Origin of the sequence: Streptomyces pristinaespiralis, from assembly GCF_001278075.1 — a bacterium.
GTDB lineage: Bacteria > Actinomycetota > Actinomycetes > Streptomycetales > Streptomycetaceae > Streptomyces > Streptomyces pristinaespiralis.
This window is the reverse complement of record NZ_CP011340.1, coordinates 6,783,185-6,798,326: the sequence shown is the minus strand read 5'-3', so window position 1 is coordinate 6,798,326 and position 15,142 is coordinate 6,783,185. Positions and strand designations below refer to the sequence as shown.

The 15,142-nt window shown below is 72.4% G+C and carries 15 protein-coding genes; 9 read left to right on the top strand and 6 right to left on the bottom strand.

Annotation, left to right across the window (positions count from 1 at the left end; genetic code table 11):
* Positions 1–68 precede the first annotated feature (68 nt).
* From SPRI_RS29065 to SPRI_RS29050, 4 genes are all read left to right on the top strand, one after another.
* Positions 69–1,307, top strand: a complete 1,239-nt coding sequence (locus SPRI_RS29065) for an exo-beta-N-acetylmuramidase NamZ family protein (RefSeq protein ID WP_005319417.1) — start codon at positions 69–71, stop codon at positions 1,305–1,307.
* A gap of 212 nt (positions 1,308–1,519) precedes the next feature.
* Entirely contained in the window at positions 1,520–2,839 is a 1,320-nt protein-coding gene (locus tag SPRI_RS29060; RefSeq protein ID WP_005319416.1) for an erythromycin esterase family protein, read from the top strand.
* Positions 2,840–2,917: 78 nt separating this feature from the next.
* Complete coding sequence (locus tag SPRI_RS29055; protein ID WP_005319415.1) at positions 2,918–4,201, top strand: hypothetical protein; 1,284 nt, start codon at positions 2,918–2,920, stop codon at positions 4,199–4,201.
* Positions 4,202–4,302: 101 nt separating this feature from the next.
* Positions 4,303–4,914: a hypothetical protein gene (locus SPRI_RS29050; RefSeq protein WP_005319414.1), complete on the top strand. Its 612-nt coding sequence runs from the start codon at positions 4,303–4,305 to the stop codon at positions 4,912–4,914.
* Between the two features lie 42 nt (positions 4,915–4,956).
* On the opposite strand, the gene SPRI_RS29045 is transcribed toward SPRI_RS29050, so the two are convergent.
* Entirely contained in the window at positions 4,957–5,709 is a 753-nt protein-coding gene (locus SPRI_RS29045; protein WP_005319413.1) for a hypothetical protein, read from the bottom strand.
* A 143-nt stretch (positions 5,710–5,852) separates the two neighbouring features.
* Between SPRI_RS29045 and SPRI_RS29040 the strand changes: the two genes are divergently transcribed.
* Complete coding sequence (locus SPRI_RS29040) at positions 5,853–6,926, top strand: RNA ligase (ATP) (protein ID WP_005319412.1); 1,074 nt, start codon at positions 5,853–5,855, stop codon at positions 6,924–6,926.
* A gap of 80 nt (positions 6,927–7,006) precedes the next feature.
* Here SPRI_RS29040 and soxR read toward each other — a convergent pair whose 3' ends face one another.
* Complete coding sequence (soxR, locus tag SPRI_RS29035) at positions 7,007–7,483, bottom strand: redox-sensitive transcriptional activator SoxR (RefSeq protein WP_037775119.1); 477 nt, start codon at positions 7,481–7,483, stop codon at positions 7,007–7,009.
* 107 nt (positions 7,484–7,590) lie between these two features.
* Between soxR and SPRI_RS29030 the strand changes: the two genes are divergently transcribed.
* Positions 7,591–8,055 (top strand): MaoC family dehydratase, encoded by a 465-nt coding sequence (locus SPRI_RS29030; RefSeq protein ID WP_005319410.1) that lies wholly within the window; start codon positions 7,591–7,593, stop codon positions 8,053–8,055.
* On the opposite strand, the gene SPRI_RS29025 is transcribed toward SPRI_RS29030, so the two are convergent.
* Positions 8,043–8,681 carry a TetR/AcrR family transcriptional regulator gene (locus SPRI_RS29025; RefSeq protein WP_005319409.1) on the bottom strand — a complete coding sequence of 213 codons (639 nt, stop codon included), beginning with the start codon at positions 8,679–8,681 and terminating at the stop codon, positions 8,043–8,045. The two genes, SPRI_RS29030 and SPRI_RS29025, sit on opposite strands and share 13 nt — an antisense overlap.
* A gap of 172 nt (positions 8,682–8,853) precedes the next feature.
* On the bottom strand, positions 8,854–10,005 hold the full coding sequence (locus SPRI_RS29020; RefSeq protein WP_005319408.1) for an acyl-CoA dehydrogenase family protein: 1,152 nt from the start codon (positions 10,003–10,005) through the stop codon (positions 8,854–8,856).
* Positions 10,006–10,066: 61 nt separating this feature from the next.
* Between SPRI_RS29020 and SPRI_RS29015 the strand changes: the two genes are divergently transcribed.
* Genes SPRI_RS29015 through SPRI_RS29005 form a run of 3 tightly spaced genes read left to right on the top strand, consistent with a single transcriptional unit; the run spans position 10,067 to position 12,411 of the window.
* On the top strand, positions 10,067–10,741 hold the full coding sequence (locus SPRI_RS29015; RefSeq protein WP_005319406.1) for a TetR/AcrR family transcriptional regulator: 675 nt from the start codon (positions 10,067–10,069) through the stop codon (positions 10,739–10,741).
* 3 nt (positions 10,742–10,744) lie between these two features.
* Positions 10,745–11,455, top strand: coding sequence for an ArsR/SmtB family transcription factor (locus tag SPRI_RS29010; RefSeq protein WP_053557480.1), 711 nt, complete (start codon positions 10,745–10,747; stop codon positions 11,453–11,455).
* A 32-nt stretch (positions 11,456–11,487) separates the two neighbouring features.
* Positions 11,488–12,411 (top strand): DMT family transporter, encoded by a 924-nt coding sequence (locus SPRI_RS29005; RefSeq protein ID WP_053557479.1) that lies wholly within the window; start codon positions 11,488–11,490, stop codon positions 12,409–12,411.
* A 79-nt stretch (positions 12,412–12,490) separates the two neighbouring features.
* Here SPRI_RS29005 and SPRI_RS29000 read toward each other — a convergent pair whose 3' ends face one another.
* Together SPRI_RS29000 and SPRI_RS28995 are read right to left on the bottom strand one after the other, a co-directional pair.
* Positions 12,491–13,855 carry an MFS transporter gene (locus SPRI_RS29000; protein WP_005319400.1) on the bottom strand — a complete coding sequence of 455 codons (1,365 nt, stop codon included), beginning with the start codon at positions 13,853–13,855 and terminating at the stop codon, positions 12,491–12,493.
* 206 nt (positions 13,856–14,061) lie between these two features.
* The gene (locus SPRI_RS28995; protein ID WP_005319399.1) at positions 14,062–15,141 is read right to left on the bottom strand and encodes a Zn-dependent alcohol dehydrogenase; all 1,080 of its coding nucleotides are present in this window, start codon (positions 15,139–15,141) and stop codon (positions 14,062–14,064) included.
* Between the last annotated feature and the right edge of the window lies 1 nt (position 15,142).

The following is a 15,142-nucleotide window of genomic DNA, read 5'->3' as shown; positions in this document are numbered from 1 at the left end:
TTCCCCGGGGCCGACATGAGCGCTAGCGTGCAGTGGTCATGACACACGGCGATCACGGAGGTAGCTCGATGAGCCTGTCCAGACGGGGTTTGCTGGTCGCGGGCGGCGGCGCGGTGGGTGCACTCGCCACGGCCCCCACGCCCGCCGCGGCGCAGGGACGCGGCCGGGTCCGCACCGGTTTCGAACGCCTGGCGGCCGACGGGTACGCGGCACTGTCCGGGCAGCGCGTCGGCATGGTCACCAACCCCACGGGCATCGCCCGCGACGTACGCCACATCGTGGACGTGATGCACGCCGACGACCGGGTGGACCTCGTCGCGGTCTTCGGCCCCGAGCACGGCTTCCGCGGCACCGCGCAGGCCGGCGGCTCGGAGGGCCGCTACGACGACCCGGCGACGGGGCTCCCCGTCTACGACACGTACCTCAAGAGCGGCCAGCCGCTCGCCGACATCTTCACCGCCTCCGGTGTGGACTCCGTCGTCTTCGACATCCAGGACGCCGGCGCCCGCTTCTACACGTACATCTGGACGATGTTCGACTGCATGCAGGCGGCGGCCCTGGCCGGCAAGCGCTTCGTCGTCCTCGACCGGCCGAACCCGGTCACCGGCAGGGCGGCGCTCGGGCCGGTGCTCGACAAGGCGTTCGCGACGTTCGTGGGCCGGGAGCCGATCTCCCAGGCGCACGGCATGACCGTCGCCGAACTGGCGCTGCTGTTCAACGGCGAGTTCCTGTCCCGGCCGGTCGAGCTCGACATCGTGCGGATGTCGGGATGGCGGCGGGGCGACTTCTTCGACGACACGGGCCTGCCGTGGGTCCCGCCCAGCCCCAACATGCCGACCCCGGACACCGCGCTGGTCTACTCCGGCACCTGTCTGTTCGAGGGCACGAACCTGTCGGAGGGCCGCGGCACCACCCGCCCCTTCGAACTGCTGGGCGCGGAGGGCATCGGCCCGGCCTGGGCGGAGGCGGCCAACGGCCTCGGTCTGCCCGGCGTCCACTTCCGTGAGGCCTATTTCGCCCCCACCTTCTCCAAGTGGCAGGGCAAGACCGTCGGAGGGGTGCAGCTCCACGTCCACGACCGCAGGTCCTTCGACCCGGTCCGCGCGGGCATCGGCCTGCTGGTGACGGCGAAGCGGAGCTGGAGCGGCTTCGCCTGGCGCTCCGACAACTGGATCGACAAGCTGACCGGTTCGACCCGCGTGCGCACCCTGATCGACGCGGGCGCGGACACGGACGAGGTCGTCGGCGCCTGGGACGACGATCTGGCCGCCTTCAGGGCCGTACGGAAGCGGTACCTGCGCTACTGAGCGTCCGCCGCTCGACCGGCTCCCCCGCGCCCCCTCGCACACCGCGCCCGCGGCGAAGGGGCCGGTGGGGGAAGCCGGCGGGATCGCGGGCGGCACGCCCGGTGGGGAAAGCCGGCGGGGATGCGGGCGGCAGGGCCCCGTGGGGAAATCCCTACCGCGGTAAGGGGACCCGCCCCATCGCCGGGCGTCCGCCGCGCCGCGAGGCTGGGTCCATGGATCATTCACAGCGTCACTTCTTACGGCCCTGGCTGCTGTTCCTGCTGCCGGCCCTGCTGTCGTTCGTCGTGGCGGGGCCGGTACGCGCGGAGCCCCACCACGACTCCCTCGTGCGCGCGCTCGCGGGGGCCGCGGAGCCGCTGCGGGACCTGCGTCCGCTGGAAGGAATGGTCGGATCCGCGACGATCGTCGGCGTCGGCGAGGCGACCCACGGCTCCTCCGAGTTCTTCACCACCAAACACCGGCTGTTCCGGTACCTCGTCGAGCACAAGGGCTTCACCACCTACGCCCTGGAGGCGAACTGGAGCGCCGGACTCCGGCTCAACGACCATGTCCTGTACGGCAAGGGCGACCCGCGCACGATCATGCGCGAGGAGTTCCAGGAGTCGTATCTGATCTGGCACACCCGCGAATACCTGGATCTGATCCGCTGGATGCGGCAGCACAACCTCCGTCATCCGCACCGGCCGGTGCAGTTCATGGGCAACGACCTCGCCTACGCGGGTCCGCGGCTGTTCGACGAGGTGACCGGTTACGTCGCCGAGCACTACCCGCGGCTGCTGCCCGAGTTCCGGCGGCTCTACGCGGCGTCGCGGCCCACGGGCGGCGTCGAGGAGACCATCAAGGGCAATCTGCGCCGGCCGCTCGCCGAGCGCCGTGCCATGGCGCAGGACGTGCAGCGGGCCCTCGCCCTGCTGGAGCGGCAGCGGCCGGGACCCGACCCGGTCAGGCACGCGTGGATCGTCCAGCACGCCAGGGCCGTCGCCCAGACCGGGACCGAGTTCTCCTACGACCTGTTCGACCCCGCTCAAGTGGGGGCCGCGATGCGCTACCGGGACCAGGTCATGGCGGAGAACACGGTCTGGTGGCAGCGGCGGACCGGGCACCGCATGCTGCTCTCCGCCCACAACGGCCACGTCCGCCTGGAGACCAACAACCCCGAGCAGTACCCGAAGGTCCAGGGCACGTTCCTGCGGGAGATGGTGGGCGACGACTACGTCAGCGTCGGATTCACCTTCGGCCGCGGCTCGTTCAACGCCCTGGACCTCACGGATCCCGCGGAAGCCCTGCGCACCTTCTCCGTGGGGCGGCCCGCGCGGGGCAGCAACGAGCACACGCTGGAGCGGGTCGCGCCGAACGACTACTACCTGGACCTGCGTACCGCTCCCCCGGCCGCCCGCGCGTGGCTGGGAGGCACCCGGCCGACGAGGGACATCGGCAACGCCTGGCCGGCCGGACCCGAACCGCTGCGACTGCTCTCCTCGTACGACGTCCTGATCCATCTGCACCGCGTCAGCGCGGCCGACCGTCTCTGACTTCTCGCGGGGTATGGCCGTTTCTCCTCTTGCGCAGGATGCTGGGCCAGCAGGGGAGCGCAAGGGGAGGGGCGGGCCATGGCGGGCATGAGTGTGCAGCCGTACCGGGAGATCTGCTTCGACGCGGACGGCGACCCGGGCGGCGGGCCGTACGACACGCTCGCCGGGCTGGACGTCACCGATCTCGTCGTCTTCGCACATGGCTGGAACAACTCCCCCGCCCTGGCTCGCCGGCTGCACTCGGCGTTCTTCGCGCCCTTCCCCAAACTGGCGGGCGGAAGGCCGGGCACCCAGGTCGGATACGCCGGAGTGCTGTGGCCCTCCATGCGGTTCCCGGACGAGCCGTTCCCGGGCCTGGAGCAGGCGGACGACGCGCCGGCGCAGGGCCCCGGTCTCGACGGGGCGACGGGCGAGCTGCTCACCGGTCTGTTCCCGGGGCACACGGCGACCGTCGGGCGACTGGCGCGGCTCCTTCGTGAACAGCCGGACTCCCGGGAGGCCTTCGCCGAGTTCGGCATGCTGGCGCGGCAGTTGGCGGCGGTCCCGCCGGGCGGTCTGGAGGCGGGCTTCGCCGAGGACGTCCCGCGCGACGAGCAGAGTCCGCCGGCCGTCCTGTACGAGGACACCCTCACGCTCTGCCGGCGTCTCGCGGCGGCCCTCGGTTTCCACGCGCCGGACGGTGCGGCCGGTCCGGCCTGGCGGGGCGCCAAGGAGCTGCTGCGGCAGACGACGTACTACGCGATGAAACGGCGGGCCGGCACGGTCGGCGAGCTGGGTCTCGGCCCGCTGCTCGGGCGGCTGTCCCGCTCGGCGCCCCGGACGAGGGTGCATCTCGTCGGGCACGGTCACGGCGCGAGGCTGGTCGCCTTCGCGCTGCGCGGACTGCCGGAGGGGGCGTGCAACGTGAAGTCTGTGACGCTGCTCCAAGGGGCTTTCTCGCACTACGCGTTCGCCACCGGCCTCCCGCACGCGCCGTCCGGCCACGGGATCCTGGGCGGCTTCCAGCAGCTGGTCGACGGACCGGTGGTGGCGTGCCATTCGCGGCACGACACCGCGCTCGGGGTGTTCTACCCCCTGGCGTCGAGCCTGGCCGGTGACACTCGGGCCGTGGCGGGGACCGACCCGCGGTGGTGGGCCATGGGACACGACGGCATCCAGGGTGTGGCGGACACTCCACGGCTGACGCTGGACGAGGCGCTGCGCAGCGGACTGCCGGCCGCGGGCTGCGTCAGCGTCGACGCCTCCGCCGTCGTGCGCCACGGCCGGCCGCCGACGGGCGCGCACGGCGACATCTGTCACGAGGAACTGGCACGGGTGGTGCTGACGGCGGGACGGGTCGGGGGGACCGCGCCAGGGACGTGATCCGGCCGAACCGGCACGTTTCTCTTTTCGATGGAGCCGAAACGGGCACTCCTACGTCCATTCTTCAACGCCGATGTACCAGCGACGGAGGTGGACTTGCGATGGCCGGTTTCCGGAGTCTCGCGAGACAGGTGCGTGACCCACGGTGCGACCTGGCGCTGCGGCGCTACTCGCTGCGCAAATGCCTGGAACGTTTTGCCCCGTACGGGCACCGCGCCACATGGGACCACTTGTGCGGCAGGCACCGTATCGGCCCGGAGGACAGGGCCCCGGATCCGGCGCGGCTGGTGGCCGCGCTCGAGGAACTGGAAGAGGCGCGGGCCGTCTGGCTCGCCTACGAGGACAACTTCGCGGACCGCCGCAAACGGGAGAAGCACGACGGGCTGCGGCGGCCCGGACACATCGACGACTGGCACCGCAGGACCTGGGGCGGCCACGGTGTTGCCCGTTGCGACAACCCGAAGGAGCACCCGTCGGCGCCGCTCGCCGAGGTGCTGCGCCGCCTGATCGGCGCCCTGGAGGCGGAGCCGGGCACGGCCTGCCCGGTCTGCTCGGACACGCACATCGTGTGGCGGCAGGATCTGGAGCACGAACCGTGGTCCGGTCCGGTCTGCACCGGCTGCGGCATCGTCGTCCCCCAGCCCGTGCTGACGGCGGAAGCCGTCCGTGCGGCGAAGCGGGCGGGCCGGCGCGAGCTCGCCTCCGTCGCGTGAGACGCGGGGGTTCCGGTACGGGGGCCGGAACCCGCCCGGGCCTCAGGAGTCCGGCGCCGCGGCCCAGACCTCCTCGGTCCAGCGCTGCTCGTACGGCAGGGCCAGCAGCCCGGTTTTGAACCGGAGCAGCGGGTCTGCGCCGCGGGCGTGCAGTCGTGGGGGCGCGTGCTCGACGACCCATGCCTGGAGCTCCGCGAGGGGTTCGTCGTGGCAGGGGTCGGACCACCAGCTGAAGAGCGGCGACGTGAGGTCGCCGAGCAGATCGTCGATCCACCGCTCGAGGCAGTCGGCCAGGTGCCGGTCCGCCGGTCCGCCGAGCGGCTGCCCGGCCCAGACGGCGAGATACGGGGTCACGGTGGAGCCCGCGGTCACGCATGACTCGAACACCTCGTGCACCGGGTACCGCGGCGCGTCGGAGGTGACCGTGTCCGTCCACCATGTCTCGAGGAACGTCCTCACGGCCACCGCCTGTTCGGCCGGCCAGGTCTGCCAGCGGGAACGGGCGAGGCCGGTCAGCTCATAGGCATCGAGCCGGGGGAACCGGCCCGTCGCCAGCTGCGCCGCCAGCTGGGGCAGGATCCGGCGCATCACCGCCGGATGGTCGTCGAAGTGGTTCGGCACCTCGTGGGCGAACATCCGCAGCACGTCGTCGGGCAGTTCCACGTCCGGCGTGCGCAGCAGCGCCGTCTCCTCCGGCAGATGACACATCCCGCAGCCCGTCTCCACAGGGCTGGTCACGCCTGCGAAGACCGTCCGTATGCGGTCCACCGCCGCGTCGAGTGCCGGTGAGGCCATGTGCGCCACGTCCTGTTCGGGTACTCCGGCCGCGGCTCCCGCCCGCCGAAGATCGCGACGCTACCAGGGTGGAAAACCGGTGGGCCACCGGATTGGGCGGCAGCACAGTGGGACGGTGCCGACCACCATCGAGGAGTCATGAGATGTCGACGCTGCGCGTCACCGCCGAACTGCTGACCGTTCACGAGCACCCGAACGCGGACGCCCTGGAGCTGGCCCAGGTGGGTCTGTACCGGGCCGTCGTCGCGAAAGGCGTCTACCGCACCGGTGACGCCGCGCTCTACATCCCCGAGCAGGCGGTGCTTCCGGCGGCACTCGTCGACGAACTGGGCCTGACGGGCCGTCTGGCGGGCGGCGAGGCCAACCGGGTCAAGGCGGTACGGCTGCGGGGCGAGCTGTCGCAGGGGATCGTGTGCCGGCCCCGGGCACTCGCGGACGTCGATCTGGTGCGGGCGGCCGCGGACGGCACGGACTTCGCGGAGCGGCTCTCGATCACCAAGTGGGCGCCGCCGATCCCCTCCAGGATGAGTGGCGAGATCGAGGCGGCGCCGGGCCTGCTGCCCTGGGTGGACATCGAGAATCTGCAGCGCTATCCGGGCATCTTCGAGCCGGGCGAGCCCGTCGTGATCACCGAGAAGCTGCACGGCACCGCCTGCCTGACGACCTTCGCCACGGAGGACGGCGGCCGGGTGCTGGTCTCGTCGAAGGGCTTCGGCGCCAAGGGCCTCGCGCTCAAGGAGGACCGGGCCAACCTGTACTGGCGCGCGGTCCTCGGGCACGGGGTGCCCAAGATCGCGGCGCGCCTCGCCGCCCGGCTCGGCGCGAGCCGGGTGGGGCTGTTCGCCGAGGTGTACGGCGCCGGGGTCCAGGACCTCGGCTACGGCAAGGACGCCAGGGCCGAGGGCGGGCCGGGCTACGCCGTGTTCGACATCTCCGCGGAGATCGACGGCGAGGTCCGCTGGCTGGACCCGGCGTCCGTCCTCGGCGGTGAACTGCCGGTGGTGCCCCGGCTGTTCAAGGGCCCGTACGACGTGGACACGGTGCTGGAGCTGGCGAACGGCCGCGAGACGGTGTCGGGCAGACGGCTGCACCTGAGGGAAGGCGTGGTCGTCCGGCCCGTGGTGGAGCGGTACAGCCCGGTCACCGGCGGGCGGGCGATCGCGAAGGCGGTCAGCCCGGCGTACCTGACCCGCAAGGGCGGCACGGAGTTCGAGTGACCACTGCCCCGGGCGCACACACGCGCCCGGCGCCGAACGGGCCCGGTTCCGGGGGGACCGGGCCCGTTCGGCGTCCCCGGTCAGGTCCCGTCGCCCGCGCGGCGGCGCTCCGGCAGCAGCCGTGAACCGGTCAGCTGCTCGCCGAACACGTCGTCCGGGTTGGACAGCACGCAGTTCTCCAGGGAGAGGCAGCCGCAGCCGATGCAGTCGGTCAGATGGTCGCGGAGCCGGCCGAGCTGCTTGATGCGTTCGTCGAGTTCGCCGCGCCAGGCCCGGGAGAGCCGGGCCCAGTCGTCACGGTCGGGCGTCCGCTCCTCCGGCAGCTCGGCGAGGGCGTCCCTGATCGTGGCGAGCGGGATGCCGACGCGCTGGGCGGCGCGTACGAAGGCGACCCGGCGCAGTGCGTCCCGGCTGTAGCGGCGCTGGTTCCCACTGGTGCGGCGGCTGCTGATGAGGCCCTTGGACTCGTAGAAGTGCAGGGCGGACACGGCGGCTCCGCTGCGCGCCGAGAGCTGGCCGACCGTGAGCTCGTGGATCTTCTCTGGAATCTGTGGCACTCCTCGGAGCCTACTGGTCCGTCGTTGACAGGAGGGCGCCCGCCCAACCATGCTGAGCAAGCGCTTAGACATGAGTGTCACAACGGTCGAGAGGCAGGCACCAGGACATGGCAGAGCCGAGGATCTTCACCTCCCCCGAGGAGCTGCGCGCAGGGGTCGGCGAACAGCTGGGACACAGCGACTGGCTCGAGGTCGACCAGAAGCGGATCGACCTCTTCGCCGACGCCACCGGCGACCACCAGTGGATCCACGTGGACCCGGAGCGCGCCGCGAGCGGCCCGTTCGGCACGACGATCGCCCACGGCTATCTGACGCTGTCGCTGCTGCCCGCCCTGGTGCCCCAGGTGCTGCGGGTCGAGGGCATGAAGATGGGCATCAACTACGGCACCGACAAGGTCCGTTTCCCCGCGCCCGTGCCCGTGGGCTCGCGGCTGCGGGCCACCGCGGTGCTGCGCAGCGTCGAGGAGGCGGGCAGCGGGGGCGTCCAGGTGACCGCCCTCGTCACCGTCGAGCGCGAGGGCGGCGACAAGCCGGTGTGCGTGGCGGAGTCGCTGTCGCGCTACTTCTTCTGAGCGCTCACCATGCGCAGGACGAGGTCGGCGTAGAGCGCGCCGACCTCGTCGGGCGTCCGGCGGCCCCTGGTGTTGAACCAGCGCGCCACGTCGATGCAGAGCGACAGCACGGCGACGGCCGTCCCGGGCACGTCCGGCACGTCGAACTCGCCGGTCTCCACGCCCTCTTCGAGGATGCGCCGCACCACGGCGTCGCTCTGCCTGCGCAGGCCGACGATCTCGGTGCGGTGGGTCTCGCTGAGCGCTTCGAGTTCGTACTGCACCACTCGGGCGGTGGTGTGCCGGCCGGCGTGCCAGCGGACGAACGAGCGCACGGCGTCGGCGAGCCGGTCGGTGGGGGTGCCCGCGCCGGCGTAGGCGGCATTGAGGATGTCGAGGGCCTTGTCGTGCCCGATCCGGCTGATCCGGTGGAGCAGCTCTTCCTTGGTCTTGTAGTGGATGTAGAGCGCTGCCGGGCTCATGCCCGCCCGGCCGGCGATGTCCCGGGTGGTGGTCGCGTGGTACCCGCGCTCGGCGAACGCCTCGACGGCGGCGATCAGCAGTTTCCTGGCCGCCTCAGGTGTGACCTCGTCCCACGGCTGCTCCCCGCCGGCCGCCCGGTCCGCCGTCTCGTCCGCCGCACTCATCGCTCGTTCGCCCCTTTCGTGGCACAGGACGAACACCATACCCCGAAGGTGAGCAAGCGCTTAGAGCCTGACCGGGGCTTCCGGGACGGATCGCGCTCCGCGAGCGGCTTTCCCGGGACCGACAAGGCCCCTCCGGCTCAGCCGGGCCCGTCTCCCGCCCGGGAAGGGGCGGTCAGAACGCGGAGACCCCGGTCAACGCACGGCCGATGATCAGCTTCTGGATCTGGCTGGTGCCCTCGTACAGGGTCATCACGCGGGCGTCGCGCACCAGCTTGCCGACGGGGTACTCGTCGATGTAGCCGTAGCCGCCGAAGACCTGGAGGGCGTTGTTGGCACTGCGTACGGCGGCCTCCGAGGCGAACAGCTTGGCCTGCGAGGCGGCGGTGGCGAACTGCTGCCCCCGGTCGATCAGATCGGCGACCCGCCACGTCAGCAGCCGGGCGGCGTCCACGTCGACGGCTACGTCGCTGAGCAGTTCCTGGACCAGCTGGTAGTGGGCGATGGACCTGCCGAACTGCTCGCGCTCCTTGGCGTAGCCGACCGCCGCGTCCAGGGCCGCCTGCGCGATACCGACACAGCCGGCGGCGACCGACATCCGGCCCTTGGCGAGCGCCGACATGGCGATGGAGAAGCCCTTGCCCTCGGGGCCGAGCATGGCCGCCGCCGGCACGCGCACGTCCTCGAGCACCAGCTCCGCGGTGGCCTGGCCGCGCAGCCCCAGCTTTCCGTGGACGGTGCGGCGGGTGAGCCCGGGGGTGTCCGTGGGAACGAGGAAGGCGGACACGCCCTTGTGGCCTGGCGTGTCGTTGGTCCTGGCGAACAGCAGGACCACGTCCGCCCAGGTGCCGTTGGTGATGAACATCTTGGAGCCGTTGATCACGTAGTCGCCGCCGTCGGCGACGGCCCTGGTGATCAGGTTGCCCGCGTCGGAGCCGGTGCCGGGCTCGGTGAGGCCGAAGCAGCCGAGGGCCTCGCCGGAGGTGAGCCGGGGCAGCCAGTCGCGCTTCTGCTCCTCGGTCCCGTGGGCGGCGACGGTCTTGGCGACCAGGCCGAGGGAGACGGAGACGATGCCGCGCACGGAGGAGTCGCCGCGGCCGAGTTCCTCGGTCACCAGGCAGTAGGCGAGGTGGTCGCCGCCGGAGCCGCCGTACTCCTCGTCGACCGTGAGACCGAGGAAGCCGAGCGCGCCCAGCTTCTTGACGATGCCCCGATCGACGCTCTCCGCCCGGTCCCACTCCACGACATGGGGGGTGATCTCCCGGTCCACGAAGTCCTTCGCCAATTGCCGGACGGCCGTCTGCTCCTCGTCGAGCTCCAGATTCATTGCGGCACCCCACTTTAACTATCACTGCTAGTTTATTTCTGCTGGGCCTACTATGTGCCGCATGGCCCGCCCGCGCAAGCCCCTCCTCAGCAGAGAACGCATCGTCGAGACGGCGAGCGCGCTCGTGGACGCGGAAGGGCTCGACGCGGTCTCCACCCGCCGGCTCGCCGCGGAGCTCGGCGTCAGCGGCCCCTCCCTCTACAACCACTTCCGCAACAAGGACGAGATCCTCGACGCGGTCGCCGACGCGGTCAGCGCCCGGGTCGACCTGTCGATGTTCGACGAGGACGACGGCCGCGACTGGCGCACCGCCCTGCACGACTGGGCCGTCTCCTACCGCGCCGCCCTGAGCGCGCACCCCAACACCGTCCCGGTGCTCGCCCGGGGACCCGGCCGCCGCCCGGCCGGCCTCAAGGTCGCCGACGCCGTCTTCGGCGCGATGGTCCGCGCCGGCTGGCCCCCGGCCCACGCGACCCGCATCGGCGCGCTGATGCGCTACTTCATCACCGGTTCCGCGCTCGGCTCGTTCGCCCGCGGCTTCGTCGACGACGCGACGGCGTACGACCCGGCGGACTACCCGCACCTGGGCCAGGCCCACCTGCTCGCGGACCGGCAGGAACAGGTGGACCAAGGGGCGTTCGAGACGGGACTCGAGGCACTGCTCGACGGTCTTGCCCTCCAGTACGAGACCGTGCGGCCCGGCGCCACCCTTCGGCCGGCGCCGAAACGTCCCTGACGCATGCTGGGAGGCATGACCTCCTCCCGCGACCTCGCCGCCTTCGCCGCACTGCTCGCCGACGAAACCCGGGCGGCCTTCGCCCTCGCCCTGCTCGACGGACGGGCCTGGACGGCCGGGGAACTCGCCCGGCACGGCCGGGTCGCCCCGTCGACCGCGAGCGAGCACCTCGGCAAGCTCGTCGCGGGCGGCCTGCTCACGGAGGAACGGCAGGGCCGGCACCGGTACGTGAGGCTCGCCGACGACCGCGTGGCGCACCTGGTCGAGGAACTGGCGGCGCACGCCTCGCCCGGTCCTGTGCCGGCGCCGCGGTCGCTGCGCGAGTCCACCGTCGCCGACGCCCTGGCGCGCGGGCGCACCTGTTACGACCATCTGGCGGGGCGGCTCGGCATCACGATCACCGGGGCCATGACCGCCCGTGGGCTGCTCACCCAGGACGCCGGCTTCGCGCTCACGGACCGCGGCGCCCGCTGGTTCGCCGGCCTGGGGATCGACCTGTCGGCCAAGGGCCGCCGTCCTCTCGTACGGGGCTGCCTCGACTGGACGGAGCGCAGGCCGCACCTCGCCGGCGTCGCCGGTGCCCGGCTGTGCGGCCACGCCCTGGACGCCGGCTGGTGCGTACGCATCGGCTCCGACCGGGCGGTGAAGGTGACCGACGACGGCGAACGGGCGCTGCACACGCTCCTCGACATCGAGCCGGGGATATTGCGGTGAACGCCGAAAGGTCGAGCCCTTACGGTCGCAGCATGACCAACCCCATACACCACCACACGAAGTGGCCCGCCCTGGCCGCCGCGGCGGTCACCGTCGTGCTCTGGGCGTCCGCCTTCGTCTCCATCCGCAGCGCGGGCGAGGCCTACTCCCCCGGCGCGCTCGCCCTCGGCCGGCTGCTGGCGGGCTCCCTCGCGCTGGGCTGTGTCCTGCTGATCCGGCGGGAGGGGCTGCCGCCGCGCGCCGCCTGGCCGGGCATCCTCGTCTCCGGACTGCTGTGGTTCGGCGTCTACATGGTGGTGCTCAACTGGGGCGAACAGCAGGTCGACGCGGGCACGGCCGCCATGGTGGTGAACATCGGCCCGATCCTCATCGCGCTGCTGGGCGCCCGGCTGCTGGGCGAGGGGCTGGGGCCGCGGCTCGTGGCCGGCATGGCTGTGTCGTTCGCGGGCGCCGTCGTCGTGGGCCTGTCGATGTCCGGCGAGGGCGGGGCCTCCACGCTGGGCGTGCTGCTCTGCCTGCTGGCGGCGGTCGGCTACGCGGGCGGCGTGGTGGCGCAGAAGCCGGCGCTGGCACACGCGAGCGCCCTCCAGGCGACGACGTTCGGCTGCCTGGTGGGGGCGGTGGCGTGCCTGCCGTTCGCCGGGCAGCTGATGGCGGAGGCCTCGCGGGCGCCGGTGTCGGCGACGCTGAACATGGTCTACCTGGGCGTCTTCCCGACGGCGCTGGCGTTCACGACGTGGGCCTACGCACTGGCGCGTACGACCGCCGGCCGGATGGGCGCGACGACGTACGCGGTCCCGGCGCTGGTGGTGCTGATGTCCTGGGTCGTGCTGGACGAGGTACCGGGCTGGCTGACCCTCTGCGGCGGGGCGCTGTGCCTCGCGGGTGTGGCGGTGTCCCGTTCGCGCGGCCGGGCGCCGGCGACCGACGGCGCGCTCACCGGTCCCCGCGCCTGACCGCCCGCACGGCCACGGCCCCGGGCCCGCCGCCCCGGTGCGGCGACGGGTCCGGGGCCGGTGGCACGGGCGCGGACGGTCAGCCGGACTGCGCCTCTGCCGGGGCGGAGGATGCCGGGGCAGCGGCCTTAGCCGCCCGGGAGGCCAGGATCCTGATGGAGATCAGCGCGATCACGGCCAGGCCGATGATGTAGCCGGACACCGCCATGGACGTGCCGGTCGCCTCCAGCAGCAGGACCATCATGAACGGCGCCAGGCCGCCGCCGAAGACGGCGGCGATCTGGTAGCCGAGGGACGCACCGGTGTAGCGCATCTCCGCGGTGAACAGCTCGGCGAAGAGCGCCGCCTGGGGCCCGTACATGATGCTCAGGAAGCAGCTGGTGACGAAGGTACCGACGGCCAGCCAGAGCAGTGACGCGGTGTCGATCAGCAGGAACATCGGCACCGCCCACACCAGCAGGCCGATGGCGCCCGCCGCGTAGATCCGCAGCCGTCCGATGCGGTCGGAGAGGGCCGCAGCGGCGGGTATGAGGACCAGCTGGGTGAGGCTCACGCCCAGGGACACCGCGAGCACCGCGCCGCGCTTCATGTCGAGTTCGCGGGTCGCGTAGTCCAGGACGCCGGTGATGATGATGTAGAACGTGGCGGTGTTCACGGCGAACGAGCCGCCGGCCAGGAACACGGTGCCGAGGTGCTCGCGCAGGATCGTGCGCAGGGGCGAGCGGGTCTCGCTCTTCTCCTGCTCGGCGAGAGCGCGTTCGGCCTCCCGGAACTCGGGCGTCTCCTCGACCTTGGTGTGGATGTACCAGGCGAGACCGAGGACGAGGAAGCCGACGAAGAAGGGCACCCGCCAGCCCCAGGCGGCGAACGCCGACTCGCCGGTGAGGGTGCCCGCCACCAGGAACACGGTGTTGGCGGTGACGACACCGATGGGGACCCCGAGCTGGACGAGGCTGCCGTAGAGGCCGCGCTTGCCCTCGGGGGCGTACTCGGTGGCCATCAGCATCGCGCCGCCCCACTGGGCGCCGACAGCGATGCCCTGGACGATGCGGAGCAGGACCAGAAGTACGGGTGCGGCGATGCCGATCGTCTCGTACGTGGGGAGCAGGCCGATGCCGGCCGTGGCGAGTCCCATCAGCGTGAGCGCGAGGACCAGCATCGGCTTGCGGCCCCGCTTGTCGCCGAGCTGCCCGGCGATGACGCCGCCCACGGGACGGGCGAGGAAGCCGACCGCGAAGGTGGCGAAGGCGGCCAGCACGCCGGCGGAGGAGCTGCCGGCGGGGAAGTACAGGTCGCCGAGGACGAGGGCGGCGGCGATGCCGAAGACGAAGTAGTCGTACCACTCGACGGCCGAGGCGAGGGCAGCGGCGGTGGCGACGCGGCGCCGCCGGGGGTCGGAGGGTGTGGAGCCGGTGGTGTCCGTGAGCTGAGCTGCGGTGTCCATGAACGTGCACACTCCGGTGGATGCGGGGACGGAGTCGGAGGAGGGGGGTGGCACTGGGGAGTTCCGGGGACCGTACCGACCGGTGGGTATGGGGTCAACGGGTTGGACGGGAAGATTCCGTGACGGCCCGCGCCGCCGCCTGCGCCTTCCGAGCAGCACGGACACCCCGGCCGCGACGGCGGCCGGGGTGTGTGGTTCGAGCGGCGCTAGAAGACGACCAGGGCCCGGCCACCCTTGCCCGCGAGCATGTTGTCGAAGGCCGCAGGGATGCCGTCGAGGGCGATCTGTTCGGTGACCAGCGCGCTCAGGTCCAGCCGGCCGGCGCGGATGTGCTCCGCGAGGACCGGGAGGTCGGCGGCCGGGTCGGAGTTGCCGAAGACACAGCCGGACAGCGTGCGGCCCCAGTGGAACAGCTCCAGGGCGTGGAAGGTGACCTGCTGGTCCTTCCCGCCGATGCCGACGACCGTGGTGCGGCCGCCACGGCGGGTGGAGTCCCAGGCGGCGCGGATCGTCGAGGCGCGGCCGACGCACTCGATCGCCACGTCGGCGCCGCGCTTGCCGGTCAGTCCCCGGATCTCCCTCGCCGTGGTGTCGGAGGCGACGACGTACTCGGTGGCGCCCGCGCCGCGCGCCAGTTCCTCCTTCTCCGGGGAGACGTCGACGGCGATGATCGAGCCCGCTCCGGCGATCCGGGCGGACTGGAGCGTGGCCAGCCCGACCCCGCCGACGCCGAAGACGACGACGGACTCGCCCTCACGCACCCTCGCGGAGTGGTGGACGGCGCCGTAGCCGGTGAGGACGGCGCAGCCCAGCAGGGCCGCGTCCGTCAGCGGGACGCCGTCGGGCACGGGCAGCACGCAGTTCGCGGCGACGACCGTCTCCTGTGCGAACGCGCCCACGTTCAGGCCGGGATGGAGCTCGGTGCCGTCGGCGGCGAGAGCGTGCACCCGTCCCGCGCCGGTCAGCGCGTCGGCGCACAGCCACACCTCGCCGATGGAGCAGGCGTGGCACGTACCGCAGGAGGGAGCCCAGTTGAGGACGACACCGTCGCCGGGCGCGACATGGGTGACACCCTCGCCGACGGCCAGGACGGTGCCCGCGCCCTCATGGCCGAGGACGGCGGGGACGGGCAACCGCATGGTGCCGTCGGAGAGGGACAGGTCGGAGTGGCACACCCCGGCTGCGGCGAGCCTGACCCGGACCTGGCCCGGGCCGGGCTCCGGCAGGGAGATCTCGGCGATCTCCAGGGGAGCACCGACGGAGGGCAGGACGGCTGCACGGACCACG